Origin of the sequence: Streptomyces sp. SudanB5_2050 (assembly GCF_964272335.1) — a bacterium.
Taxonomy (GTDB): Bacteria; Actinomycetota; Actinomycetes; order Streptomycetales; family Streptomycetaceae; genus Streptomyces; species Streptomyces rochei.
This window is the reverse complement of record NZ_OZ186760.1, coordinates 6,679,414-6,702,892: the sequence shown is the minus strand read 5'-3', so window position 1 is coordinate 6,702,892 and position 23,479 is coordinate 6,679,414. Positions and strand designations below refer to the sequence as shown.

Annotated in this window: 22 protein-coding genes, 1 tRNA gene and 1 riboswitch; of the genes, 3 read left to right on the top strand and 20 right to left on the bottom strand. The window is 73.4% G+C overall.

Translation table 11 applies throughout. The features are described from left to right. Positions 1-30: 30 nt before the first annotated feature. The 18 genes from ACFZP7_RS29555 to ACFZP7_RS29470 form a co-directional block, all read right to left on the bottom strand. Positions 31-630: a Na+/H+ antiporter subunit E gene (locus tag ACFZP7_RS29555; RefSeq protein ID WP_019330499.1), complete on the bottom strand. Its 600-nt coding sequence runs from the start codon at positions 628-630 to the stop codon at positions 31-33. Beyond that, on the bottom strand, positions 627-2,288 hold the full coding sequence (locus ACFZP7_RS29550; RefSeq protein WP_385636894.1) for a Na+/H+ antiporter subunit D: 1,662 nt from the start codon (positions 2,286-2,288) through the stop codon (positions 627-629). The genes ACFZP7_RS29555 and ACFZP7_RS29550 overlap by 4 nt, the downstream gene beginning before the upstream one ends. Next, positions 2,285-3,046 carry a Na(+)/H(+) antiporter subunit C gene (locus ACFZP7_RS29545; protein WP_019330496.1) on the bottom strand — a complete coding sequence of 254 codons (762 nt, stop codon included), beginning with the start codon at positions 3,044-3,046 and terminating at the stop codon, positions 2,285-2,287. The genes ACFZP7_RS29550 and ACFZP7_RS29545 overlap by 4 nt, the downstream gene beginning before the upstream one ends. Further along, positions 3,043-5,955: a Na+/H+ antiporter subunit A gene (locus ACFZP7_RS29540; RefSeq protein WP_385636891.1), complete on the bottom strand. Its 2,913-nt coding sequence runs from the start codon at positions 5,953-5,955 to the stop codon at positions 3,043-3,045. The genes ACFZP7_RS29545 and ACFZP7_RS29540 overlap by 4 nt, the downstream gene beginning before the upstream one ends. Before the next feature lie 116 nt (positions 5,956-6,071). Next, positions 6,072-6,145: transfer RNA gene (locus ACFZP7_RS29535), tRNA-Pro, on the bottom strand. A gap of 102 nt (positions 6,146-6,247) precedes the next feature. After that, positions 6,248-7,573, bottom strand: a complete 1,326-nt coding sequence (locus ACFZP7_RS29530; RefSeq protein ID WP_385636888.1) for an MFS transporter — start codon at positions 7,571-7,573, stop codon at positions 6,248-6,250. A 165-nt stretch (positions 7,574-7,738) separates the two neighbouring features. After that, on the bottom strand, positions 7,739-8,116 hold the full coding sequence (locus ACFZP7_RS29525) for an MmcQ/YjbR family DNA-binding protein (RefSeq protein ID WP_385636885.1): 378 nt from the start codon (positions 8,114-8,116) through the stop codon (positions 7,739-7,741). 30 nt (positions 8,117-8,146) lie between these two features. Beyond that, the gene (locus tag ACFZP7_RS29520; protein ID WP_046251968.1) at positions 8,147-8,680 is read right to left on the bottom strand and encodes a GNAT family N-acetyltransferase; all 534 of its coding nucleotides are present in this window, start codon (positions 8,678-8,680) and stop codon (positions 8,147-8,149) included. Then, on the bottom strand, positions 8,677-9,246 hold the full coding sequence (locus ACFZP7_RS29515; RefSeq protein WP_385636882.1) for a helix-turn-helix domain-containing protein: 570 nt from the start codon (positions 9,244-9,246) through the stop codon (positions 8,677-8,679). The genes ACFZP7_RS29520 and ACFZP7_RS29515 overlap by 4 nt, the downstream gene beginning before the upstream one ends. A 46-nt stretch (positions 9,247-9,292) precedes the next feature. Continuing rightward, positions 9,293-10,195, bottom strand: a complete 903-nt coding sequence (locus ACFZP7_RS29510) for a LysR family transcriptional regulator (protein ID WP_019330490.1) — start codon at positions 10,193-10,195, stop codon at positions 9,293-9,295. Between the two features lie 41 nt (positions 10,196-10,236). Further along, positions 10,237-11,430 (bottom strand): glycine C-acetyltransferase, encoded by a 1,194-nt coding sequence (locus ACFZP7_RS29505; RefSeq protein ID WP_385636879.1) that lies wholly within the window; start codon positions 11,428-11,430, stop codon positions 10,237-10,239. Between the two features lie 52 nt (positions 11,431-11,482). After that, positions 11,483-12,511 carry an L-threonine 3-dehydrogenase gene (gene tdh / locus ACFZP7_RS29500; protein ID WP_019330488.1) on the bottom strand — a complete coding sequence of 343 codons (1,029 nt, stop codon included), beginning with the start codon at positions 12,509-12,511 and terminating at the stop codon, positions 11,483-11,485. Positions 12,512-12,699: 188 nt separating this feature from the next. Then, positions 12,700-13,275: a GAF domain-containing protein gene (locus ACFZP7_RS29495; RefSeq protein ID WP_030971732.1), complete on the bottom strand. Its 576-nt coding sequence runs from the start codon at positions 13,273-13,275 to the stop codon at positions 12,700-12,702. Next, on the bottom strand, positions 13,272-13,922 hold the full coding sequence (locus ACFZP7_RS29490) for an ATP/GTP-binding protein (RefSeq protein WP_019330486.1): 651 nt from the start codon (positions 13,920-13,922) through the stop codon (positions 13,272-13,274). The genes ACFZP7_RS29495 and ACFZP7_RS29490 overlap by 4 nt, the downstream gene beginning before the upstream one ends. Beyond that, positions 13,900-14,274: a DUF742 domain-containing protein gene (locus ACFZP7_RS29485; RefSeq protein WP_019330485.1), complete on the bottom strand. Its 375-nt coding sequence runs from the start codon at positions 14,272-14,274 to the stop codon at positions 13,900-13,902. Before ACFZP7_RS29485 ends, ACFZP7_RS29490 begins: the two co-directional genes overlap by 23 nt. A 2-nt stretch (positions 14,275-14,276) precedes the next feature. Next, positions 14,277-14,711, bottom strand: a complete 435-nt coding sequence (locus ACFZP7_RS29480) for a roadblock/LC7 domain-containing protein (protein WP_029394514.1) — start codon at positions 14,709-14,711, stop codon at positions 14,277-14,279. A 95-nt stretch (positions 14,712-14,806) separates the two neighbouring features. Continuing rightward, the gene (locus ACFZP7_RS29475) at positions 14,807-16,828 is read right to left on the bottom strand and encodes an ATP-binding protein (protein WP_385636876.1); all 2,022 of its coding nucleotides are present in this window, start codon (positions 16,826-16,828) and stop codon (positions 14,807-14,809) included. Positions 16,829-17,267: 439 nt separating this feature from the next. Beyond that, complete coding sequence (locus ACFZP7_RS29470) at positions 17,268-18,461, bottom strand: MBL fold metallo-hydrolase (protein ID WP_385636873.1); 1,194 nt, start codon at positions 18,459-18,461, stop codon at positions 17,268-17,270. A 177-nt stretch (positions 18,462-18,638) separates the two neighbouring features. Between ACFZP7_RS29470 and ACFZP7_RS29465 the strand changes: the two genes are divergently transcribed. Next, positions 18,639-19,250: a carboxymuconolactone decarboxylase family protein gene (locus ACFZP7_RS29465; RefSeq protein WP_385636871.1), complete on the top strand. Its 612-nt coding sequence runs from the start codon at positions 18,639-18,641 to the stop codon at positions 19,248-19,250. Between the two features lie 94 nt (positions 19,251-19,344). Beyond that, a complete protein-coding gene (locus tag ACFZP7_RS29460) occupies positions 19,345-19,974 on the top strand; it encodes a TetR/AcrR family transcriptional regulator (protein WP_385636869.1) in 630 nt (209 codons plus the stop codon). A 111-nt stretch (positions 19,975-20,085) separates the two neighbouring features. On the opposite strand, the gene ACFZP7_RS29455 is transcribed toward ACFZP7_RS29460, so the two are convergent. Then, positions 20,086-20,871, bottom strand: a complete 786-nt coding sequence (locus ACFZP7_RS29455; protein WP_019330478.1) for an SGNH/GDSL hydrolase family protein — start codon at positions 20,869-20,871, stop codon at positions 20,086-20,088. A gap of 232 nt (positions 20,872-21,103) precedes the next feature. After that, a complete protein-coding gene (locus tag ACFZP7_RS29450; RefSeq protein WP_385636867.1) occupies positions 21,104-22,087 on the bottom strand; it encodes a peptidoglycan DD-metalloendopeptidase family protein in 984 nt (327 codons plus the stop codon). 4 nt (positions 22,088-22,091) lie between these two features. Further along, a riboswitch (cyclic di-AMP (ydaO/yuaA leader) is annotated at positions 22,092-22,249 on the bottom strand. Between the two features lie 425 nt (positions 22,250-22,674). Between ACFZP7_RS29450 and ACFZP7_RS29445 the strand changes: the two genes are divergently transcribed. Continuing rightward, a complete protein-coding gene (locus tag ACFZP7_RS29445; RefSeq protein ID WP_282549042.1) occupies positions 22,675-23,472 on the top strand; it encodes a tyrosine-protein phosphatase in 798 nt (265 codons plus the stop codon). The last annotated feature ends 7 nt before the right edge of the window (positions 23,473-23,479 follow it).

The following is a 23,479-nucleotide window of genomic DNA, read 5'->3' as shown; positions in this document are numbered from 1 at the left end:
GCAGCGCCTCCTCGACGTCGTGCAGGGTGGTCACGGCGGGGTGTCCCCTTCCGGTACGGGGCGGGCGGCGTGGGCGATGTCCTCGGCGGTGCCGAAGGCGCGGGCGACGAGTTCCTCCATGCGCCACACCTGTCGCCGGGCGCTCTCGATCTCGCCGGGGTCGTCGGCGTCGAGGACGTGCAGGAACAGGGTGGCGGTCGAGCGGCGCACCTCGATCACGGAGCCGCCGGGGACGTTGGAGACGGCGACCGCGGTGGCCGTGAGCATCAGGTCGCTGCGCACCCGCAGCGGAACGGCGACGACCGCGGCGTGGTAGGGGCCCTTGGCGAAGATCTGCCGGGTGACCTCGACGCTGGACGAGAACATGTCGTAGAGCAGATAGACCGCCAGCCGCAGGATGCCCAGCGGACGCAGCCGCAGGCCGATGTCCACGGCGGGCAGCGGGAAGGCCAGGCACAGGCACACCGCGACGACGATCCCGTTGACGAGGTTGGCCCAGGACAGGGTGCCCCACAGCAGGATCCAGATGGCCGTGAGCCAGGCGACGAGCGGCAGGTCCAGCACGCGTCTGCCGCTGCCGATGCGGAAGGACCAGCTGTAGGGGGAACGGTCGCGGAAGAGGTTGCTCACCGGCCGAGCACCGCCTCGATGTAGGGGGTGCGGGCGAGGAGTTCGGCGGCGGCGGCCTCGGTGAAGGTGGTGAGGGGGCCGCCGAGCACGGTGTAGAGCAGGCCGAGGGCGACGGCGGCGCCGGTGGCCAGCAGCATCGGCCAGGGCAGCCGCTTGGTGGTGGTGATGGACTGGCCGAGCAGGCCGGCGGAGACCACGGCGCCCGCCGGGACCGGCCGGCCGCTCCCCGACCCCGCCGCCGGGGCCTCCTCGTCCTCGTCGTCGTCCTCGTCGTCCTCGTCGTCTCCGGGTTCGTCCCCGGCGGACTCCAGGACCACGCCCTCGCCCTCGGCACCGGGCGGCGCGTCCCGCCAGAAGGCCAGGTTCCAGACCTTCGCCATGACGTAGAGGGTGAGCAGGCTGGTGGCCGCGGACCCGGCGACCAGCGCCCAGGCCCAGCCGCCGCCGTTGTCGATGCCCGCCCGCATCAGACCGACCTTGCCGATGAACCCGGACAGCGGCGGGATGCCCGCGAGGTTCATGGCGGGCACGAAGAACAGCACCGCGACCAGCGGTGCGGACTTCGCCAGGCCGCCCAGGCGGGTCAGCTCCGTGGTGCCGTCGCGCCGTTCGACGAGCCCGGCGACGAGGAAGAGCGTGGTCTGCACGGTGATGTGGTGGGCCACGTACACGATGGCCCCGCTGATCGAGCCGCGCCCGGCCAGCGCGATGCCGAAGACCATGTAGCCGATGTGGCTGATGAGGGTGAAGGACAGCACCCGCTTCAGGTCGGTCTGGGCGACGGCGCCGAGGATGCCGACGACCATGGAGGCGAGGGCGGCGAGCATCAGCAGGTCGCCGAGGCGGTGGCCGGGGAAGAGCAGGGTCTGGGTGCGCAGCATCGAGTACACGCCGACCTTGGTCAGCAGGCCGGCGAAGACCGCGGTGACCGGCGCGGGGGCGGTCGGGTACGAGTCGGGCAGCCAGGCCGCGAGCGGGAACACGGCCGCCTTGATGGCGAAGACCGTCAGCAGCATCGCCTCCAGCAGGGTGCGCGCCCCGTCCGGCGCCTCCTGGAGCCGGCCCGCGAGCTGGGCGAAGTTCACGGTCCCGGCGAACGCGTAGGTCATGGCGATGGCGACGAGGAAGAGCACCGAGGAGAACAGCGAGATGATCACGTACGTCGATCCGGCCCGGATGCGGGTCGCGGTGCCGCCGATGGTGAGCAGGACGAAGCTCGCCACGAGCATGATCTCGAAGCCGACGTAGAGGTTGACGAGGTCGCCGGCCAGGAAGGTGCAGGAGACGCCCGCCACCAGGATCAGGTAGGCGGGGTGGAAGACGCCGACCGGCGTCTGGTCGTCGCGGTCGGCCATGCCCTGGCCCAGCGAGTACACGTGGACCAGCAGGGTGACGGCGCTGGAGACGGTGAGCATCAGGCCGGCGAGGCGGTCGGCGACGAGGGTGATGCCGATGGGCGGGGCGAAGTCCCCGAGGTGGACGCTGAGTGGGCCGTGGCGGTCGGCGGCGATCATGAGGAGCACGGAGAGCACCAGGACCGCGCCGAGCACGGCGAGGCTGATGAAGCGCTGGAACCGCTGGAGCCGGGGCCCGATGGCCAGTTTCAGGCCCGTGACGCACAGGGGCAGCAGGACGGGGAGCGGGACGAGGGCGTTCACCTGGTTCCTTCCGTGCCGGCGCCCCCGGGGTCGTCGGGCTGGTCGGGCGACGGGTGGCAGGAGTCCTCGCCGGGGCGGGAGTCGGGCTCGCGGCCGGTTTCCTCGGGGTCGTTGGAGGGACCGGCGACACGGGCCGGTGCCGGGCCCGGACGGCCCGTCGCGTCGGTGGTGCCCCGCTCCCGGCCCTCGCGGTAGTCCTCGGGGTCGGCGCCGAGGATGTCGTTCCAGAGGTTCCCGGAGACGTCGTTGGCGCGGGCCTGGTAGGCGCGCTCCTCGCGGACCCGCTTGCGCAGCCGTCGGCGGGCGTCCCGGTAGCGGGCGCGCTGTTCGGGGCTGGTGCCGCCGTCGGCGCGGTCCTCGCGGTAGCGGTCCCGCAGTTCGCCGCGCCGGTCGAGGAACTCGGCGCGCAGCGCGACCAGCCGGTCCTCGGTGTCGTCGCTGATCTCGTCGGAGCCGGTGACCTGGTGGCTGCGGTAGGCCATGGCGAGCAGGAACGCGGTGGTGGCGAGGGTGATGACGATCGCGGTGAGGGCGATGGCCTGGGGCAGCGGGTCGGTGACCCGGTTGCGGATGACGTGCGGGTAGAGCAGCGGCGCGTCGCCCGCGCTGCCCGTGGAGGCGAGGACCAGCAGGTTGACGCCGTTGCCGAGGACGACCGCGCCGAGCAGGATCCGGGTCAGGGAACGGGTGAGCAGCAGAGTGCCGCCGACGGCGGCGAGCACGGCGGCGGCCACCAGGAGGGAGAGGCTCACGGTCACGCGGGGCCCGCCTCTCCGCGGGCGCGCAGGGCGGCGGCACGTTCGATCTGGCGGTCGATGCGGGCACCGAGGGCGCGCACGATGTCCAGGACCACTCCGAGGACCAGGAGGTAGACCCCGCAGTCGAAGAGGACGGCGGTGGACAGGTGGGCGTCGCCCCAGACCGGCAGGTGACCGTGCCAGGTCCAGCCGTGCAGCACGGTGCCCTCGGCGAGGCCGCCCAGCGCGACCGAGGTGGACACGAACAGGCCGAGGCCGGTGAACAGGCCCGGTTTGAAGGGCACGGCGTCGGCGAGTTCGTGCCGTCCGCCCGCGAGGTAGCGGGTGATGAAGGCGACCCCGGCGGTCAGGCCCGCGACGAACCCGCCGCCCGGCAGGTTCTCCGCGCACATCAGCAGGTAGACGGAGAGGACGAGAACGGGGTGGAAGATGAGCCGGGCGACGACTTCCAGGACCAGGGAGCGGCGCTCGGGGGCCAGCGTGGAACTGGCCGCGAGCCAGGTCCGCTCCGGCGCCCCCTCGTCCCCCTCGGGCAGGCCCGCCAGTTCGTACCGGGTCGCCCGCCAGGCCGTGCGCAGGCCCGCGTGCGGATGGTCGCCGGGCAGCGGAAGCACGGGCTGCTCGGCGCCGTCGGTGCGGCGGTGCAGGTAGATGAGGCTGGTGACGCCGATCGCGGCGGCGGCGAGCACCGCGGACTCCCCCATCGTGTCCCAGGCACGCAGGTCGACGAGGATCGTCGCCACCACGTCCTTCAGACCGTGGTGGGCGGTCTCCTCGACCATCGCCGCACCGGCGCTGTCGGCCCGCCGGTGCCCCGCCATGATCCACAGCACGAAGGCGACGGCGGCGCCGCCGGCGAGCGCCACCGGCATCCGCAGGACCCGTCGCCGCCTGCTGTAGTTCTCCTCGAAGTGCACCGGCATCCGGCGCAGCACGAGCACGAAGACGATCATCGAGACGGTCTCCACGCAGAACTGGGTCAGCGCGAGGTCCGGCGCGCCCTGCGCGACGAAGAGCAGCGCGGTGCCGTACCCGGTGAGACCGGCGAGGACCACGGCCTTCATCCGGCGGCGCACCCACAGGCAGAGCAGGGCGGCGGCGCAGGTCAGCACCGCCACCGCGCCCTGGGCGGGGTGGTCCCACACCCGTGGGGCGGGGACGCCCGTCCAGGGTTCGTCCGCCAGCAGGACGGCGACCTGCCCGGCGAGGACCACGCTCATGGTCGTCACGAGGTACACCGAGAGCGAGCCGCGCTGCACGAAGCCGGTGCACTGCAGCGCGGTGCGCTCCAGGGCGAGCAGCGACCGTCCGAAGATCCGGTCGGCGGAACGCCAGGCGAGGGCCTGGCCGGCCCGCGCGACCGGGCCCGCCGCCAGGAACAGCAGGACGCCGCCGGCCCAGGCCGCGCAGGACAGGCCGAACGCCGGGCCCGCTCCGTGCCACAGGGCCAGGTGGTACGGGTGGGCGGGCGTGGGGAACTGCTCGGCGTAGGCGCCGAGGAGCCCTTGGAGCCAGGGGACGCCGGGGCCGAGGACCAGGCCGGCGAGGGCGAGCAGGGCGGGCGGCGCGAGGAAGGCCGGCGACACGTCGTGCGCCTCGGTGTCCGGGGCGCCGGGCTTGCGGGCGAAGGCGCCCCACAGGTAGCGCAGGGTGTAGGCGGTGGTCAGGGCGGAGCCGACGACGGTCGCGGCGAGGGCCCAGCGGTCGGCGGTGCTCCCGTCCAGGAGGGACTGGAAGGCGGCCTCCTTCGCGGTGAAACCCAGCAGGGGCGGTACGGCGGCCATGGACAGCGTCGCGAGCGCGGCGACGGCGCCGACCGCGGGCAGCCGGCTCCCGAGTCCGGAGAGTCTGCGCAGGTCGCGGGTGCCGGTGGCGTGGTCGATGATCCCGGTGACCAGGAAGAGCGGGGCCTTGAAGAGGGCGTGGCCCAGGAGCATGGCGGTGGCGGCGAGGCCGGTGTCGTGGCGGCCCGCCCCGGCGAGGACGGTGAGGAACCCGAGCTGGCTGACCGTGCCGTAGGCGAGGACGAGCTTCAGGTCGTTGAGGCGCAGCGCCCGCCAGCCGCCCAGCAGCATCGTCGCGGAGCCCAGGACGAGCAGCAGCGGCCGCCAGGGCGTGACCTCGGCGAAGGCGGGGGCGAGCCGGGCGATGAGGTAGACGCCCGCCTTGACCATGGCGGCGGCGTGCAGATAGGCGCTGACCGGGGTGGGGGCGGCCATGGCGTTGGGCAGCCACAGGCTGAACGGCCAGATCGCGGACTTCGAGAGGGCGCCGACGAGGATCAGCACGATCGCCGTGGACAGCGCCGCCGACGGGGGCGGCGGGTCGGCGAGGATCGCCGAGATCCGGTAGGTGCCCGCCTCGTGCCCCAGGGTGAGCAGGCCGACGAGCATGGTCAGCCCGCCGAGGGTGGTGATCGTCAGTGCCTGAAGGGCGCTGCGCCGGTTGCGCTTGTGGTCGCTGGTCTGGCCGATCAGCAGATAGGAGAAGACGGTCGTCAGTTCCCAGAAGATGTAGAGCAGGATCAGGTCGTCGGCGAGGACGAGGCCGAGCATCGCCCCGGCGAACGCGAGGAGGCTTCCGGCGAACCTGCCCAGGTGCCGCGAGCGGTCGTCGAAGTACGAGGCGCAGTAGACCAGGACCAGGGTGCCGACTCCCGCGGCGAGCAGGACCATGAGTTCGGCGAGCGCGTCCAGCCGCAGGGCCCAGTCCACGCGGTAGGCCGGCAGCCAGGCCCGGACGGCGGTGTCGGCGCCGCCCGCGGCCGTCGTGCTCCACCGGGTGGCCGCCCAGACGGCCGTCGCGGCGGGCGGCAGGGCCAGTACGAGGAAGGCACGGGTGCCGCACCACCTCACCAGCGGCGCGGCGAAGAGCGCGAGCGCGAAGTGGCAGAGGATGAGCGCGGACACCCGACAGTGATATATCGGGCATCTCGCCTGAGCGTCCAGGCACGCCGCAGGGAACGCGATCGAGGGGCGGTTTCGGATTCCTCCGAAACCGCCCCTCGATCAACGACCGTCTCCGGTCGGGACGACAGGATTTGAACCTGCGACCCCTTGACCCCCAGTCAAGTGCGCTACCAAGCTGCGCCACGTCCCGTTGCCCGCCTGACCTGGGGTTTCCCCCGGCCGAACGCGCAAGAAAACCATACCGCACTCGGACCGGTGGTCGCGCATCGCTTTTCGGGCCGGGACCGGCCGGTCAGCACTTCCGCGCGCGGGAGGGCCCCGGCGCGCGGACCGCCGGCTCCGAGGAGGCCGCCGCGCCGTCGACCCGCTCCAGCCCCCGGACCGCCGGGTTCAGCAGCAGGGCGGCGCACACGCCGAAACTCGTCACGCCGGCGACGAGCAGCACGTGGTCGGCGCCGAGGGCGGCGGCGGCCGGGCCGGCCAGGGCCTGGCCGACGGGCATCATCGCCAGCGAGCCCGCCACGTCGTAGGCGTGGACGCGGTTGAGCACGTCGGGCGGGACCTGGGTCTGCACGCTGGTCGCCCACATCACGCCCCAGAAGGACATCCCGGCCCCGGCGACCGCGGCACCGGCGGCCATGGCGGGTACGTCGAGCCCGGCGCCGACGCTCGCGGGGAACGCGGCGAAGCCGACCAGGGCGATCGCACCGGCGCGGAGCATGCGGCGGGGCCGCAGCCGCAGCGCCACGAGTCCGCCGACCACGGTGCCGGCCCCCAGGGCCGAATTGATCAAGCCGTAGGCGCGCGGTCCGTGGTCCCGCACCACCTCGGTCGCCACCAGGGGCACGGTCGGCCCCCAGACGGCGATCATGTACACGCACCAGACGGCGATGACGCCCCACAGCCACCGCCTGCCGCGGAACTCCCGCCAGCCCTCCGCCAGGTCGGCGCGGAACGCCCCGGCGCCTCGGCGGGCCGCGGCGCGCGCGCCCGGGGCGGGCGGGGGCAGCCGGAGCAGCAGCAGGCACAGGGCGCTGACGGCGTACGTGGCGGCGTGGGCGGCGAAGACCCCGCCGGGCGAGGCGAAGCCGACCAGGAGACCGGCGACGGCGGGGCCGGCGAGCTGGGCGGCGGATTCGGCGACGCGTATCGCGCCGTTGGCGCCCTGGACGTCGGAGGCGAGCCGGGGCACGGTGCCGGCGACGCCGGGCTGGAAGACCGCGCCCGCGACGCCGTTGACGAACCCGATGGCGCAGATCTGCCAGAGCACGACGTGGCCGGAGAAGAACAGGGCGGCGGCCAGGGCCTGGGTGCCCAGCCGCGCCAGATCGGCGCCGATCATCAGCTTGCGGGTGCTGAAGCGGTCGGCGAGGACTCCCCCGAAGACGACCAGTCCGGCGAAGGCGGCGGCGGTCGCGGCCATGGCGAGTCCGACCGCGCCCGCCCCGTACCCGTGCTGGAGCAGGCCGGCGGCGAGCGCGACCGGGAGCATGGTGTCTCCGAGCCGGGCGATCGCCCGCGCGGTGAAGAACAGTGCGAAGTCCCGCGACCAGACGCCCCGTGCCGCCTTTCCGCTCGCCGCCCGCTCCCGCCCGGCCTGCGACGACGTCCCCGCCATCCCGCGTCATCCCCTCCCCGGCCGGCTCCGCCGGCGTCCGCGCCCCGCTGCCTGTGCCCGTCCCCCGCGCGTCGTGCTCCTGGCAGCCGGAGCCCCCCTCCGGCCCCGGCTGCCACGCATGTCCCCGGATCATGCCACGGGGCACTGACAACGCCCGAGGGATTTTCAGCCCTCGAACTCCCCGGGCCCTCCGGCCGGCAGCCCCAGCCTCGGATGGGCTTCCAGCAGCCGGGTCGGCGCCGCCTGGCGCCAGGAGTCGGCGAGGATGTCGCGCAGCTCGTCCTCGCCCTCCAGCGCCGCGAGGCGGGCCCGCACCCACGCGAACTGCGCCTCGTGGCCGGCGATCCAGAACTTCTCCGGCTCGGCCAGCACCAGTTCGTCGCGCTCCTCCTTGGGGCAGCGCACCGCGAGGGAGGTCTCGTCCTCGGGCAGCGTGGCGAACATCTTCCCCGCCACCCGGAACGTGGGCATGCTCCAGGCGGTCTTCTCCGTCGTGTCCGGCAGGGACAGGGCGACACGGCGTACGTCTTCTGCGTCCGGCATGTCAGGCACCGTAGCCGCCGCCACTGACAATCACCCGGCGGCGGAGGGGACGCCGACCCGCTTGAAGTAGAGGGTCGTCGGCCGCAGCTCGCCCCCCGGGTCGGCGGCGTAGTCGGGGATCGTCCCGGCCCGGGTCCATCCCGCCGAGCGGTACAGGTGCTCGGCGGGGCTGCCGGTCTCGGTGTCGAGGTGGAGGAGGGTGAGTCCGGCCGCGGCGGCCGCCTCCTCGGCGGTGGCCAGGAGCCCGCGGCCCACTCCCCTGCCGCGCGCCTCGCGGGACACCATGAGCTTGACCAGCTCCGCGCGGTGGCGGCTGTTGGGCTTGTCGGGCAGCGCGAGGCTCACGGTCCCGGTCACCCGCTCGCCCTCCCGCGCCACCCACACGGCGAGTCGGCCGGCGGCCACGTCGGCGGCCCGTCCGCGCCACCACGCGGCGGCCTCCTCGTGGCCCAGCGGGGCGAGGAATCCGACGGAGGCGCCGCCGGCGACCGTGTCGGCCAGCAGACCGGCCAGCCCGTCCAAGCGCGCCGTCAGTTCCCGCTCGTCGACCCGGATCACCCTCACGGCAGCACCACCGCCAGCGCGTAGCGCACGTCCCCGGGGCCGGCGCACCGGAACCGCGTCGGCCCCCACACCCGCATCCGCAGGCAGTCCCCGGTGGCGAGGTGGTGGGCGTCGTCCTGGGCCGTGATCTCCAGGGCGCCGTCCAGAACCCACACGTGCTGTTCGAGCCCGGGCACGGGCGGCCGGTCGTAGGCGATGTCGGCACCCGCGGCGAGGCGCCCCTCGACCAGCTCGCCGCGCAGCCCGGCGTGCGGCGGGGACACCGAGCGGCGCACGAACCCGGCCGACCGGTCCTCCCACACGGGCTGTTCGGCGGCCCGCACCAGCAGCGCGGGTTCCGCCTCGACCTCGCTGAGCAGCCGGGACATGGTCCGGCCGTAGACCGCGCAGAGGCGGTTGAGGAGGGAGGCGGTGGGGCTGGACTCGGCCCGCTCGGTCCTCGACAGCGTGGACCGGCTCAGCCCGGTGCGCTCCGCCAGCTCCTCCAGGGACCAGCCGCGTTCGGCGCGCAGTTCGGCCAGCCTCGCGGCGAGGCGGGCGTCCACGGAATCGACGTCGTCTCTCACATCCGGGACGGTATCCCGCAGATGAGACGCCCGTGTTACGGAAGCCTCACGCCCGCGCCGCCTCGCCGAGCGCGTCGAGCACCGGGCGGATCAGCGGGTGCTCCTCGGCGCCCCGGCGTACGGCGGCGAAGACGCGGCGGGTGGGCGCCACTCCGTCGACGGGGCGGACCACGACACCGGTGAGGTCGGTGCCGTGCAGTGCCGAGCGCGGCACGAGCGCCACGCCCACGTCGGCGGAGGCCAGGGACACCACCGCGCGGAAGTCGTCCGAGGAGTGCTCCATACGAGGCTGGAAGCCGGCGTTCTCGCAGGCCAGGACGACGACGTCGTGGCACGGGTTGCCCGGGTAGGGGCCGATCCAGGGGTCCTTGGCCAGCTCGGCGAGCGGGACCTCGGCGGCGTCGGCGAGCCGGTGGGTGACCGGGACGACCGCGTCGAAGGGCTCGGCGTACAGGGGCACGTGGGTCAGGCGCGGGTCGTCGGCGGGCGGGGCCCCTCGGTACTCGACGGCGACCGCCACGTCGACCTGCCGGTCCAGGACCATCGGCAGGCTGGCGTCGCCCTCCGCGTCCTGGACGCGGATGCGGATACCGGGCGCCGACTCGGCGAGGCGGGCCAGGGCCGGTGCGACGACCAGGGCGATGCCGGTGGCGAAGGAGGCGACGGTCACCGTGCCGGCCTCGCCCGAGCCGTAGGCGGCCAGCTCGGCCTCGGCCCGTTCCAGCTGGGCGAGGACGGCGTTGGTGTGGCTGAGCAGGATCTCCCCGGCCGGGGTGAGCCGCACGCCCTTGGCGCCGCGCTCGACCAGGCGGTGCCCGGTCTCCTGTTCCAGGGCGGCGAGCTGCTGGGAGACCGCGGAGGGGGTGAGGTACAGCGCGGCGGCGGCCGCCGTCACGGTGCGGTGGTCCGCCACCGCTCGCAGGATGTGCAGCCGCCGCGCTTCGATCACGGGATCGATTCTCTCACCGGTGGGCCCGCGTCACGCACGCGTCAGGCGTCCAGCTCGGCCCGCGCGGCCACGAAGGCGTCCACCGCGCGGTTCACGTCCTCGGTGGAGTGGGCGGCGGACAGCTGTACGCGGATGCGTGCCTGGCCCTGGGGCACGACCGGGTAGGAGAAGCCGATCACGTAGACCCCGCGCTCCAGCAGGAGCTCCGCCATGCGGCCGGCCCGCGACGCGTCGCCGATCATGACGGGGGCGATGGCGTGGTCGCCGGGGAGGATGTCGAAGCCCTCCTCGGTCATCCGGCGCCGGAACAGGGCGGTGTTCTCGGCGAGCCGCACCCGCAGGTCGTCGGCCGACTCCAGCAGGTCGAGCACCTTGAGGGAGGCGGCGGCGATCACCGGGGCGAGGGTGTTGGAGAACAGGTACGGGCGGGACCGCTGGCGCAGCAGGGCGACGATCTCGGCGCGGGCGGCGACGTAGCCGCCGGAGGCGCCGCCGAGGGCCTTGCCGAGGGTGCCGGTGATGATGTCGACGCGGTCCATGACCCCGTGCAGTTCGGGGGTGCCGCGCCCGCCGGGGCCGACGAAGCCGACGGCGTGCGAGTCGTCGACCATGACCATGGCGTCGTAGCGGTCGGCCAGGTCGCAGATCTCGGCGAGCGGGGCGACGTAGCCGTCCATGGAGAAGACGCCGTCGGTGACGATCAGCTTGCGGCGGGCGTCGCCGGCGGCCTTGAGCTGGGTCTCCAGGTCGGCCAGGTCGCGGTTGGCGTACCGGAAGCGCTTGGCCTTGGACAGGCGGATGCCGTCGATGATGGAGGCGTGGTTGAGGGCGTCGGAGATCACCGCGTCCTCGGGTCCCAGGAGGGTCTCGAAGACGCCTCCGTTGGCGTCGAAGCAGGAGGAGTAGAGGATCGTGTCCTCCTGGCCGAGGAAGGCGGAGAGCCGGGCCTCCAGTTCCTTGTGGACCTCCTGGGTGCCGCAGATGAAGCGGACGGAGGCCATGCCGTAGCCCCAGCGGTCCAGCGCCTCGTGGGCCGCGGCGACGACCTCGGGGTGGTCGGCGAGGCCGAGGTAGTTGTTGGCGCAGAAGTTGAGCACCTCGCCGGGACGGCCGCCCGCGGTGACGTTCACGGTCGCGGACTGCGGGGTGTCGATGACCCGCTCGGGCTTGTGCAGGCCGGCGGCGCGGATCTCGTCGAGGGTGGCGCGCAGGTCGTCGCGCACGGAGTCGAACATCTCTCAGGCTCCTAGGAAGGCAGTTGGCTTACGCGGTGACGTACGCGGTGGCTCACGCGGTCCAGTCGAGGATGACCTTGCCGCCCTTGCCGCTGGCGGCGTCGGCGAAGGCGGCCTCGAAGTCGCGGTGGCCGTAGCGGCCGGTGATGACGGGGGCGAGGTCGAGGCCGCCCTCGAGCAGCACCGACATGGCGTACCAGGTCTCGAACATCTCGCGGCCGTAGATGCCCTTGACGGTGATCATCGAGGTGACGATCCGGGCCCAGTCGACGGGGAACTCCTCGGCGGGCAGGCCCAGCATCGCGATCCGGCCGCCGTGCGTCATGTTGGCGATCATGTCGCGCATGGCCTCGGGGCGGCCGGACATCTCCAGGCCGATGTCGAAGCCCTCCCGCAGGCCCAGCTCGCGCTGGCCGTCGGCGATGGACACCTTGGAGACGTCGAGGGCGAGGCTCACGCCGACCTTGAGGGCCAGGTCCAGCCGCTCCTGGCTGACGTCGGTGATCATGACGTTGCGCGCCCCGGCGTGCCGGGCGACGGCGGCGGCCATCAGACCGATCGGTCCGGCGCCGGTGATGAGGACGTCCTCGCCGACCAGCGGGAACGACAGGGCGGTGTGCACGGCGTTGCCGAACGGGTCGAAGATCGCGGCGACGTCGAGGTCGACGGGGACGCGGTGCACCCAGACGTTGGACGCGGGCAGGGCCACGTACTCGGCGAAGGCGCCGTCCCTTCCGACGCCGAGGCCGACGGTGGCGCGGCACAGGTGGCGCCGTCCGGCCAGGCAGTTGCGGCACTTGCCGCAGACGAGGTGTCCCTCGCCGCTGACGCGGTCGCCGGTCTTGATGTCGGTGACGTCGCGGCCGGTCTCGACGACCTCGCCGACGAACTCGTGGCCGACGACGAGCGGGGTGCGGATGGCCTGCTGCGCCCAGCCGTCCCAGGCCCGGATGTGCAGGTCGGTGCCGCAGATGCCGGTGCGCAGCACCTTGATGAGTACGTCACCGGGTCCGACGGCGGGCTCGGGCACGTCCGCGAGCCACAGCCCGGGCTCCGCCTTCTCCTTGACCAGCGCCTTCAACGCTACGGCTCCTGACGGGGGTGAGGTCCCGGCGCCGGGCACGCCGAGGCGGCCCGCGTCCGGGGAGGGGAGGGGAATCGCACAGCAATCTGCCGTACGAGACGGTCCCCGGTCCATCGAGCCTTTCTTAAGCCCGGCCGCAGCTTTCCTTCACGCCGGCCGCCCCCGGGGGCCGCCGGGCCTGCGATTCACAGTGGCAGCCCGTCCTCGGCGCTGCGTTCGATGCGCCGCACCAGATCCGCCGCCGTCGACTTGATCGTGGCCAGACCCGCCGTCCCCCAGGTGCGGGGCCGTACGTCGGACGCGGAGACCGTGCCCAGCACCGTGCCCGTGCTGTCGATGAGCGGGGCGCCGAGGTAGGAGCGGATGCCGAACGCGTCGACCACGGGGTTGCCGGCGAAGCGCGGGTAGTCGCGCACGTCCTCCAGGACCAGCGCCTTGCGCCGGACCACCACGTGGGGGCAGAAGCCGTGATCGCGGGGCTGGACGCGGCCGAACTCGGGGCTGGTGCCGTCCCCGTGCGTCACCGGCGGGACCTCGGGCACCCGCAGGCCCGCGAAGAACTGCCCGCCCTCCACGAGGAAGTTGACCATCGCGTACGGCGCCTCGGCGAGGTGGGCGAGGTGTGCCGCGAAGGTGTCGAGGGCCGGGTCCGGACGCTCCACCAGGCCGAGCCGGCGCAGCCGTCGCACCCGGGCCGGGGCCTCCCGGTCCTCGGGGGTGAGCAGCAGGCGTCCGACCGGGCGTGGCGGGTCGTAGCTCATGGGCGGGCTCCGGCGCCGTACCCCGTGGTGGGGGCCGGGGTGTGGTCGATGAGGTGGCGTACGAGGGTGAGCAGCGTCTGCACCCCGGAACTGGAGATCCGCGCGTCGCAGCGCACGATCGGGATCTCCGGGTGCAGGTCCATCGCGGCGCGCACCTCCTCGGGGTCGTAGCGGTGGGCGCCGTCGAACTCGTTGATCGCGACGATGAAGCCGAGGCCGCGTTCCTCGAAGAAGTCGACGGCGGCGAAGGACTCGTCCAGCCGGCGGGTGTCGGCGATGATCACGGCGCCGAGGGCACCCTCGCACAGTTCGTCCCACATGAACCAGAAGCGTTCCTGGCCGGGTGTCCCGAACAGGTACAGCACGTGTTCGGGGTCGAGGGTGATGCGGCCGAAGTCCATGGCCACGGTCGTCTCGAGTTTGTTCTCGATTCCGTCGAGGTTGTCGGTGGCGGCGCTGACCGTGGTGAGCAATTCCTCCGTGCTCAGCGGCGCGATCTCGCTGACCGCGCCGACGAAGGTCGTCTTGCCCACCCCGAACCCGCCCGCCACGAGGATCTTCAGCGCGGTGGGGAAGGGGTCGGTGGTGTCGTGGCCGGATCCTGGTCCGGATCCGCGGCCGTAGTCAGAGCTGTCGTCGTAGTCCATCGAGCACTGCCTCCAGAAGGGCCCGGTCCGTGGGGTCGTGGTGGAACGCGGCGGGGGGTTTGGTGGTCAGCGCGCCGCAGTCGACGAGGTCCGACAGCAGCACTTTGGTGACTGCCACGGGAAGCCTCAGATGGGCGGCGAGCTCGGCGACCGGGAGGGGCGCCCGGCACAGGTCGAGTGCCTGCGCGTGCTCGGGACCGAGGTAGCCGAGGGGGGTCGCCCCCGTGGCCATCACCTGGGACATCAGGTCGAGCGCGACGGTGGGCCGGGTACGGCCGTTGCTCACGGTGAAGGGGCGCACCAGCCGACCGGCCGCGTCGTCGAGCCAGGGCCCGTCGCCGGCCGCGGCCACCCTCAAGGCCTCATCGCCGGTGGTTCGACGGCGTGCTGCCGGGGAGCGGTGACGAGGTAGGGGCGGACGCTCTTGACGAGCATCGCCATCTCGTAGCCGAGTACGGCCGCGTCGGCCTCCCGGCCGGCGAGTACGGCGAGGCAGGTGCCGGAGCCGGCGGTCGTGACGAAGAGGAGGGTCGAGTCGAGTTCGACGACGACCTGCCGTACGTCGCCGCCGTCGCCGAAGCGGACGCCGGCGCTGCGGCCGAGGGAGTACAGGCCGGACGCCAGTGCCGCCATGTGGTCGGCGCTGTCCGCGTCGAGGCCGTGGACGGACTTCACCAGCCCGTCGCAGGACAGGAGCACCGCACTGCTCGTGTGCGGTACGCGCTGCACGAGGCCGCTCATCAGCCAGTCGAGGTCGGACACTTGGCTGGTCGGCGCATCGCTCGCCATGGTGGATCGACTCCTTGGGGTACGAAGGTCTGCGGGAGCGCTGGTCGTGGGGGTGGACGTGGGGAGTGGGCCGGTGGTGGGCGTGGGGCGGGTCGTCATCCGGCCGGGTCCCGGTGGGTGGGCTCCAGCGGGGCCGGTTCCTCGGGAGGCGGGTCCCTGTGCTGCTGGGCCTCCGCGAGGCCGACGCCACGCTGGAAGGCGGCCATCAGGCCGGGGTCGTGACCGGCGTACTGCTCGGGTTCCTGGCGGGGTGCGGGGCCGCCGCGCAGTTGCGGTGCGATGTGCTCCTGGGCGCGACGCCGGGGCAGTCGGGGCTTGCCCATGGTGCCGCGCACCGCGCTGTGGCGGGGGACGGGCGGAGTGGCCGCGTGTTCGGCGATGACACCCCGGTCGGCGGGCCGGACCCCGGGCACGGCGGCGGCCGGCGTCGGCCGGTCCCCACGGGCGCCGCGCACGGGCAGGGGAAGGGGCTCGCCCCGGCCCGTGGAGCGGGGCGCCTCGGGCCCGGACGCGCCGGGCTCGTGCGGGGCGTGGGGGGCGGGGGCGTGCGAGGTCGGCGCCGCGGTGACGGGCGCGTGGGTGACCGTCCCCGGCGGCGAGGGCTCCGAGGGGGCGGGCGCGACGGAGGCGGGGACGGTCCCCGGCCCGGAGGGGGCGGGGGCGTCGGGGAGCCGCTGCGCCACGGGGGTCAGGGACGCCGGGTGCGCCTCGGGCGCCGAGTGCCCGACGGGTGCCGAGTGCCCGACGGATGCCGGGGCCACCGGGGTTGCCGGGGACGGCGGGGACGTGACGGCTGCCGTGGACGGCTGGGGTGTGGCGGGGCGCGGGTGCTGCCGGGGCGGCGGGACGGGCACCGGCTCCGCGCCCGTGCCCTCCCCCGTCCGGGCCCCGCCTCCGGGCAGCGCGCCCGGTTCCCCGCCCAACAGGGCCTGCGGCACGACCAGTACGGCCTGGACACCGCCGTAGATGTTGGTCTGCAGGCGGACGGTGATGCCGTGCCGCTTGGCGAGCTGGGAGACGACGTACAGTCCGATGCGGCCGTCCGCGAGCAGACGCGCGACGTTGACCTGGTCGGGGTCGGCGAGCAGGGCGTTCATCCGGCTCTGCTCGGCGACGGGCATGCCGAGTCCGCGGTCCTCGACCTCCACGGCGAGCCCGGAGGTGACCAGGTTGGCCCGCATCAGCACCTGGGTCTGCGGGGCGGAGAACAGGGTGGCGTTCTCGACGAGTTCGGCGAGCAGGTGGATGACGTCGGCGACGGCGTGGCCGCGCAGGGTGCCGTCGATCGGGGGGACCAGCCGGACCCGTGAGTACTGCTCGACCTCGGCGATGGCCGAGCGCAGCACCTCGGTCATGTCCACCGGGTTGCTCCACTGCCGGCGGGAGACGGCGCCGCCGAGGACGGCGAGGTTCTCGGCGTGGCGACGGATGCGGGTGGCGAGGTGGTCGACGTGGAAGAGGCCCTTGAGGAGATCGGGGTCCTCGATCTCGTTCTCCAGCTCGTCCAGGATGGAGATCTCCCGGTGCACCAGGGACTGCAGGCGCCGGGCCAGGTTGACGAAGACCTCCAGCTTCTGCTCGCTGCCCGCCTGGCTGGAGAGCTGGGCCGCCCGCACGACGGCCTCGACGGCGCCGTCGTGGGCGCGGGACAGGTCGGCGGCGAGCAGTTCGAAGTCGTCGGCGTCGTCCGGCGGTCCGCCGCGCGGCTTGCGCGGTGACGGGGTCTCCCCGCGCCGCAGTGCCTCGACCACGGCGCGCAGATCGCCCTCCCCGCGCGCGGTACTGCGCCGCAGGGCCCCGACGCGCTCGTGGACGGACCGGGCGGCGCGGTCGGCGGCCACGGCGGCGATGACGACGGCGGCGACGGTCACCGAGACGGCTCCGGCGAGCACACCCCACAGGACCAGACCGGGCCGGACTCCCGTGGACCGGACGGTGAACAGGACGACCGCGCAGGAGCTGAGGGCGACCGCGACCGGCGGCAGCACGGCCAGACGCAGCAACTGGGGCCGTATGTGGGTCTCGTGCAGTGCGGGAGCGGTGCGGGAGGCCGGCCGGCCGTGCCGCCCGCCCTCGCGGCGGTCCGCTCGCGCGGCCGGGGCGCGGAGGTGAGACATCGGGGTCCTCGTACTGGTCCGTTGGTCCGTCGGGCCTGGGGTGCGCGCGTCGGACGGACGCCACGCGGACAGGCGACCTACGTCGCCCGACGGACACTGACAGTAGTCGCCCGAGCATCATGTGCGAGGGGCAGTTGCCAAAGTCCCTCGGACAACGTCCCGCTCTGGTATGAGGCCTCGTACGACAGCCCGATAACCCGGTGAAGCTTCCGCTCCGGAAGCGCTCCGGACCGGTCGGACTCGATCGGATTCGGTCACATGGAGTGACGGGTGACGGCGTCAACCGCCCGATACGAATGGGCTATTGACGCACCGATGCGGTCCGAGCGGCGCGGACGCGTGGTTCGACTGCTTCCGCGGCGAGGTCCGCGCCCAGCGACGCCGACGCGCCCCGGTCGGGACGTCTCCGCACCCTCCCCTCCCTAGTCCCCGCTCGCCCTCACCGCTCCCCCGCGAGGTCGAGATCACCCCTGCTCGTCCCGGCCGCACCCTCGGTGTTCCGGGGACGGCGCCACGGGTGCGCGATCGGGCCCGACACCGCCCGCCACCACGGCTCCACCGGCAGCTTCCCCGCCGGCTCGAACGGCTCCCCCGGCCGCGGGAACGCCACCGCCTGCCCGGCTTCCTCGGCCGCGTCCTTGGTCCACTCCCCCGGCTCCGCCCACGCGTGCGGCGCCAGGTTGAAGGTCCCCCAGTGGATCGGCAGCAGGACACCGCCCGGCCGGCCCTGCTGAAGGTCCAGGTGGGCGCGGACGCCTTCCTCGGGCGTCATGTGGATGTCCGGCCAGAACTCGGCGTACGCCCCCAGCTGGATCATCGTCGCGTCGAACGGGCCGTGCGCGGCGCCGATGTCCCGGAAGCCGTCGAAGTAGCCCGTGTCCCCGCTGTGGTAGACGCGGTGCTCCTCGCCGGCCACGACCCAGGACGCCCACAGGGTGTGCTGGGTGTTGCGCAGGCCGCGCCCGCAGAAGTGCCGGGCCGGGGTGGCGGTGAGGGTGAGGCCGCCGACGCGCGTCGACTCGTGCCAGTCCAGCTCGCGCAGCCGGTCGGCGGACACGCCCCAGTGTTCGAGGTGGGCGCCGACCCCGAGCGGCACCGCGAAGAGGGTGTCCGTGCCGGCCAGCGCCTTGATGGTGGGCAGGTCCAGGTGGTCGTAGTGGTCGTGGGAGATGACGACGACGTCGACCGGGCCCAGGGACGCCGACGGCACGGGGACCGGGTGCAGCCGCTTGGGGCCGGCGAACGGGAACGGGGAGCAGCGCTCGCCCCACACCGGGTCGAAGAGCACCCGCTGCCCGTCGATCTCGGCGAGCACGCTGGAGTGGCCCATCCAGGTCAGGCGCAGTCCGGTGGCGGGCGGCCGGGCGAGGTCGGCGAGCGTGGTGGCGTGCACGGGGACCGGGCCCCGCGGCGCACGGCTTCGCCGCGACTCCTTGTCGAAGTAGACCCTGGCGAAGTCACGGGCCGATCCGGAAGGCCGGGTCCGGGCGGTGCCGCCGGGGTTCTGGAAGACGCCGTCACGGAAGTGGGGCGAGCGGCGGATGCGCGCCATGCGGGCGCCGGTCGGGTCCGCGCCGAAGGCCGCGGGCAGGGGCAGGCGGAGCCCCTGCTTCGGGGAACGGGATGCGGCCACGGTGCCTCCAGGTGATGTGGTCGAGGTCTCCATTGTCGTCGTGTCCGACTCTCGTCCGACGTCACTCGAACGACCGATGTCACATCCGTGTTCCCCTCCTCCGTCCTATTGGTGAGGGCGCCCGGCCGGAGCGTCCGCAAGCACACCGCACGACCGACGGACAGGAAGGTGGCCCCCATGGCCCGCGTCTCGCTCACCCCGCCCCGGACGCTCTTCTTCCGCGCCGTGGAGTGGTACTCCCGGCGCACCTACGGAAAGGTCCTCGACCCCGGCAAGGCGCTCGCCCACAACCCGCGGGTGCTCTGGGGCGACCTGCGCTTCGAGCAGTCCGTGGCCGGGTGGAACAAGCTGGACTCCGACCTGAAGGCACTCGCCGTGATGGCCTCGGCCGCCTCGATCGGCTGCTCCTGGTGCATGGACTTCGGCTACTGGGAGAACGCCGAGCGCGGCATGGACCGTCGCAAGCTCCACGACGTGCCGGTGTGGCGGGACAGCGACGCCTACACCCCGCTGGAGCGGGACGTCATGGAGTACGCCGAGGCGATGACGGCGACACCGCCCCAGGTCGGCGACGACCTCGCCGGGCGGCTGCGGACGGCGCTGGGCGAGCCGGCCTTCGTGGAGCTGACGGCCATCGTCGCCGTCGAGAACCTGCGGTCCCGCATCAACGCGGCGCTGGATCTGACCAGCCAGGGGTTCAAGGATGCGTGCGAGGTGCCCGGCACCGGACGCACCGGACGCACCGAGGCGAGCACCGGCACGGGCACGGCCGCCGCGACGACCGACTGAGCGGCGGGGTGCCAGAGAGCCGCGGGCCGCCGTAGGCGCAGCTCACGACGGCTGCGGCGGCCCCGGCTCCGGGCGTCTGTATAGGGTGGCGGGCGTGGGGAGAGTCCGATTGAGTGTGGCGCAGCGGCGCGAGGAGCTGCTGCGCGCGGCCCTGGACCAGATATCGGCGCGGGGTGTGGCGGCGTTGCGGATCGCCGACGTGGCCGCCGCGCTCGGCGTCAGCAACGCGCTGGTGCTCTACCACTTCTCCACCAAGGAGAAGCTCGTCGCCGCCGCCTTCGCGCACGCCGCCCAGGACGATCTCGCCCACCTGCGCAAGCTGCTGGGCCGCCGCACCTCGGCACTGCGCCGGCTGCGGGCGGCGGTGCGGTGGTACGCCCCGACCGGGCAGGCCAAGGGCTGGCGACTGTGGATCGAGGGCTGGGCGGTGGCGCTGCGCGAGCCCGCGCTGCGCGACGTCGCGCGGGACCTGGACCGGCAGTGGAAGGCGGAGATCGCCGGAGTGATCGCCGAGGGTGTGGCGGCCGGCGAGTTCCGCTGCGCGGACCCCGACGGTGCCGCCCTGCGTCTGACGGCGTTCCTCGACGGACTGGCCGTGCAGCTCACCTCGTACGCGGGGACGGTGTCGAGGGCGCGGGCCCGGGAGTGGACGGACGAGGCGCTGGCCCGGGAGCTGGGTCTGGACCGCGAGGCGGTCTCCGCCCGGCCGGCACCGCGCGGCTGACCCGAATCCCCCCGGCCGGCACCGCCCGTCCGACCCGGGTCGCCCGCTCCACGGTGACCGCCCCGCGGTGACCGCCCCCGGCGACCGGGTCGACGGATCACGGCGGGTACGTCAGGCCACCGAGGCGATCCGCATCTTGATGTCGTCCGGCGACAGCGTCCCCTTGGCGATCACGTGGTCGCCGGAGGACTCGCCGCGCAGCCGGCGCCCGATCCACGGCACCAGATACTCCCGGGCCCAGTGCACGTCGTCCCGCCGGATGCCCAGAGTGCCGCGGGGCGGCAGCGGCGGCCAGGGCTGGTCGGGGTCGGCGGGGACGGGCAGGCCGAGGACCTGGCCCGCGCGCAGCGCCACGCGTGTGTGCCCCTCCGGTGACAGGTGCAGGCGGTCCGCGTCCCACGCCCTGCGGTCCTGGACGGTGCGCAGCGACCACAGGTCGAGCACGGGGCAGCCGTAGCGGTCGGCGATGGCGCGGACGTGTCCGTTGTAGGTGGCGATCTTGCCGCGCAGGTGCTTCAGGACGGGCACCCCACGGGTGTCGAACCCGGTCGTCACCAGCACCGTGCCCGCCGCGGCGGCCAGCGCGGCCACCGCCCGCTCGAAGCGCTCGGCCACCTCGTCGGGGTCGGTGCCGGGCCGGATGATGTCGTTGCCGCCCGCACAGAACGAGACCAGATCCGGCGCGAGTTCGACGGCCCGGGGCACCTGCTCCGCCACGATCTGGTCGAGCAGCCTGCCGCGCACGGCGAGGTTGGTGTACGTGAAGTCGCCCTCGGGGCGCCGGTCCGCGAGCAGTACGGCGAACCGGTCGGCCCAGCCGACGAACGCCCCGTCGGGGCCGGGGTCGCCGACGCCCTCGGTGAAGCTGTCCCCCACCGCCACGTACGACCCGATCACTGCTCTGCTGTCACTCTTCGAATCGTCTGCCACGTCGGCCCATCCTCCACCTTGGAATGTGACCTACGCGACCGTAGGAAAGGGTTGACGTGCGGTGAGAAACACCACGCCTAAAGTGTTCGCCAATTCAGGAATACGCCGGACACGTGCCGGACACCGCGAAATGGCCGAAGGCCGGACCCGGGGATCGGGGTCCGGCCTTCGGCGGCGCGCAGACCGCGCCGAGGCGTCGTCAGAGGGAGACGCCGTGCGAGCGCAGGTAGGCGATCGGGTCCACGTCCGAGCCGTAGTCCGGGGTGGTGCGGATCTCGAAGTGCAGGTGCGGGCCGGTCACGTTGCCGGTGGCACCGGAGAGGCCGACCTGCTGACCCGCCGTCACGGACTGGCCGGCCGAGACGGAGAGGGAGGACAGGTGGGCGTACTGGGCGTAGTGGCCGTCGGCGAGCTGGATGACGACCTGGTTGCCGTAGGCGCCGCCCCAGCCGGCGGAGACGACGGTGCCCGCGCCGACGGCCTTGAGGGAGGTGCCGGTCGGGACGACGAAGTCGGTGCCGGTGTGGTAGCCGCTGGACCACATGCTGCCGGTCTGGTGGTACGGGGTACCGACGGTGCCGCCCGGGACGGGGGAGGTGAAGCCGCTGGTGGTACCGGCGGACTGGGTGCTCTTGCCCGAGGACCCGGAGGACTCGGCGGAGTCGGTGGAGTCGGCGGAGTCGGCGGAGGACGCCTTCGCGGCCTTGGAGGACTTCTCCGCCTCGGCCGGCTCGGCCTTCTCGGCGGAGGACTGCGAGGCCGGCTTCTCCGCCTGGGCGGGCTTCTCGGCGGCGGGCTGCCCGGACTTGGCGGCCGGTCCGTCGATCGAGAGCTTCAGACCGGGGTGGATCAGGGACGGGTCGGCGCCGACGGCCTCGCGGTTGTCCGCGTAGAGCTTCTTCCAACCGCCGTCGACGTCCTGCTCGTCGGCGATCTTCGAGAGGTAGTCACCGCTCTTCACGGTGTACGTGCGCGAGTCGGCGTTCTTCTCGGCGGCGGCCTTCTTCGCCGACGCCGGAACTCCCTGCACGGCCTGCTCGGAGACCGGGTGCGCGGGGGCCGCCTGGGCTGCGGCGGCGCCCATCAGCGGGAGCGCGAGCGCGGCGCCGCCGGTGGAGGCGACGGCGATGGTGCGGGTCAGGCGCATGGCCCTGGTACGGCGGTGCTTACCCTTCGCGGGCATGTCGAATTCCTCTCCGGCGCCTACGAGGTGAGCTGTCGGGTTCGGGCTGGAGATGCCCGGCCGCGTCTGGACGCGGCTTCACCCCGAGCCGTTCCGGGAACCGGAACAGGCATTCGTACCTGTGGGTCCCCCGCTCCTGCCGTGTACGGGTGGTGGATGAGTGCGGGCTCCGGTCGGCGGCAGGATTAGGCGTCCGTCCGGATCGGTGGTGAACGTAAGGGACCAAGACGCACAGGGACAAGCGAGAGGTTGCGTTCACGGGTGTTCCGATTGATCCATTACCGGATTCCGCCGTCACCCTCCGTCGATTCCGGAAGCGTGTTTTCCCGTAAACAGCCATGAAAACCGCGTGAATTACGTGAACATGACGGGCAACGCACCGTCACGGGTATGACGCTGCTCACGCGCTTCCCCGCCAGTCACTCTCATTCCAGAGCGAGTTGGAATCAATGCTGCAATTCGGACAGAAAGCCCAGAAGCGGTGTACTCGGATTACTTCGCCCCCTTGAGGCCGGGGCACCGTGCCGTATCGTCGACTCGTGCCCGTCGGCGAGCGGCGTCGGCGGGGCGGAGTGGGAGGAGCCCCCGTGACGCAGCAGGTGCCGTCGACCGAACCCGAGCTGGCCGGGGTGCGCAACTTCCGGGACGTGGGCGGGCTGCCGACCGTGGACGGCCGGCGGGTCCGCCAGGGGGTGCTGTTCCGCAGCGGCCACCTCGCGCACGCCACCGGTGAGGACGCCGCGTTCCTGGCCTCGCTGGGCCTGCACACGATCTTCGACTTCCGCAACGCGGCCGACCAGAAGCTCGAGGGCCCGGACGTCGAGCTGCCGGGCGTGCGCAACGTGAACCTGCCGCTGAGCGACCCGGCCGACGGCGCCGAGTTCTGGAAGATGGTCCGCGACGGCGACCTCGACCAGCTCCGCTCGATCCTGGCGGACGGCAAGGGAGCCGACCGGATGATCGGCTCCTACCGCTTGATCATCAAGGAGCGCACGGCGGAGCACTCCCGGGTGCTGCACGCGCTCGCCGAGGACAGCGTCCCCGCCCTGATGCACTGCGCGGCCGGCAAGGACCGCGCGGGCCTGTCGATCGCGGTCACGCTGCTCGCCCTGGGCGTGGAGCGCGAGGCCGTCGTCGAGGACTACCTGAAGTCGAACGCCACCCACCGCCGGTACAAGGTGCGTCGCAGCGGCTCCGCCGCCTCGGCCTACTCCCCCGAGGTCATGGAGCTGCTCAGCCCGCTCTTCGACGCGCGCGCCGAGTACCTGGCGGCGGCCTTCGAGACGATCGACGAGACCTGGGGCGGGGTCGACGCCTACCTGGAGCAGGGTCTGCGGATCACTCCGGAGACCCGGGAGCGGCTGCGCGAGCGGCTGCTGGACTGAGCCCGGC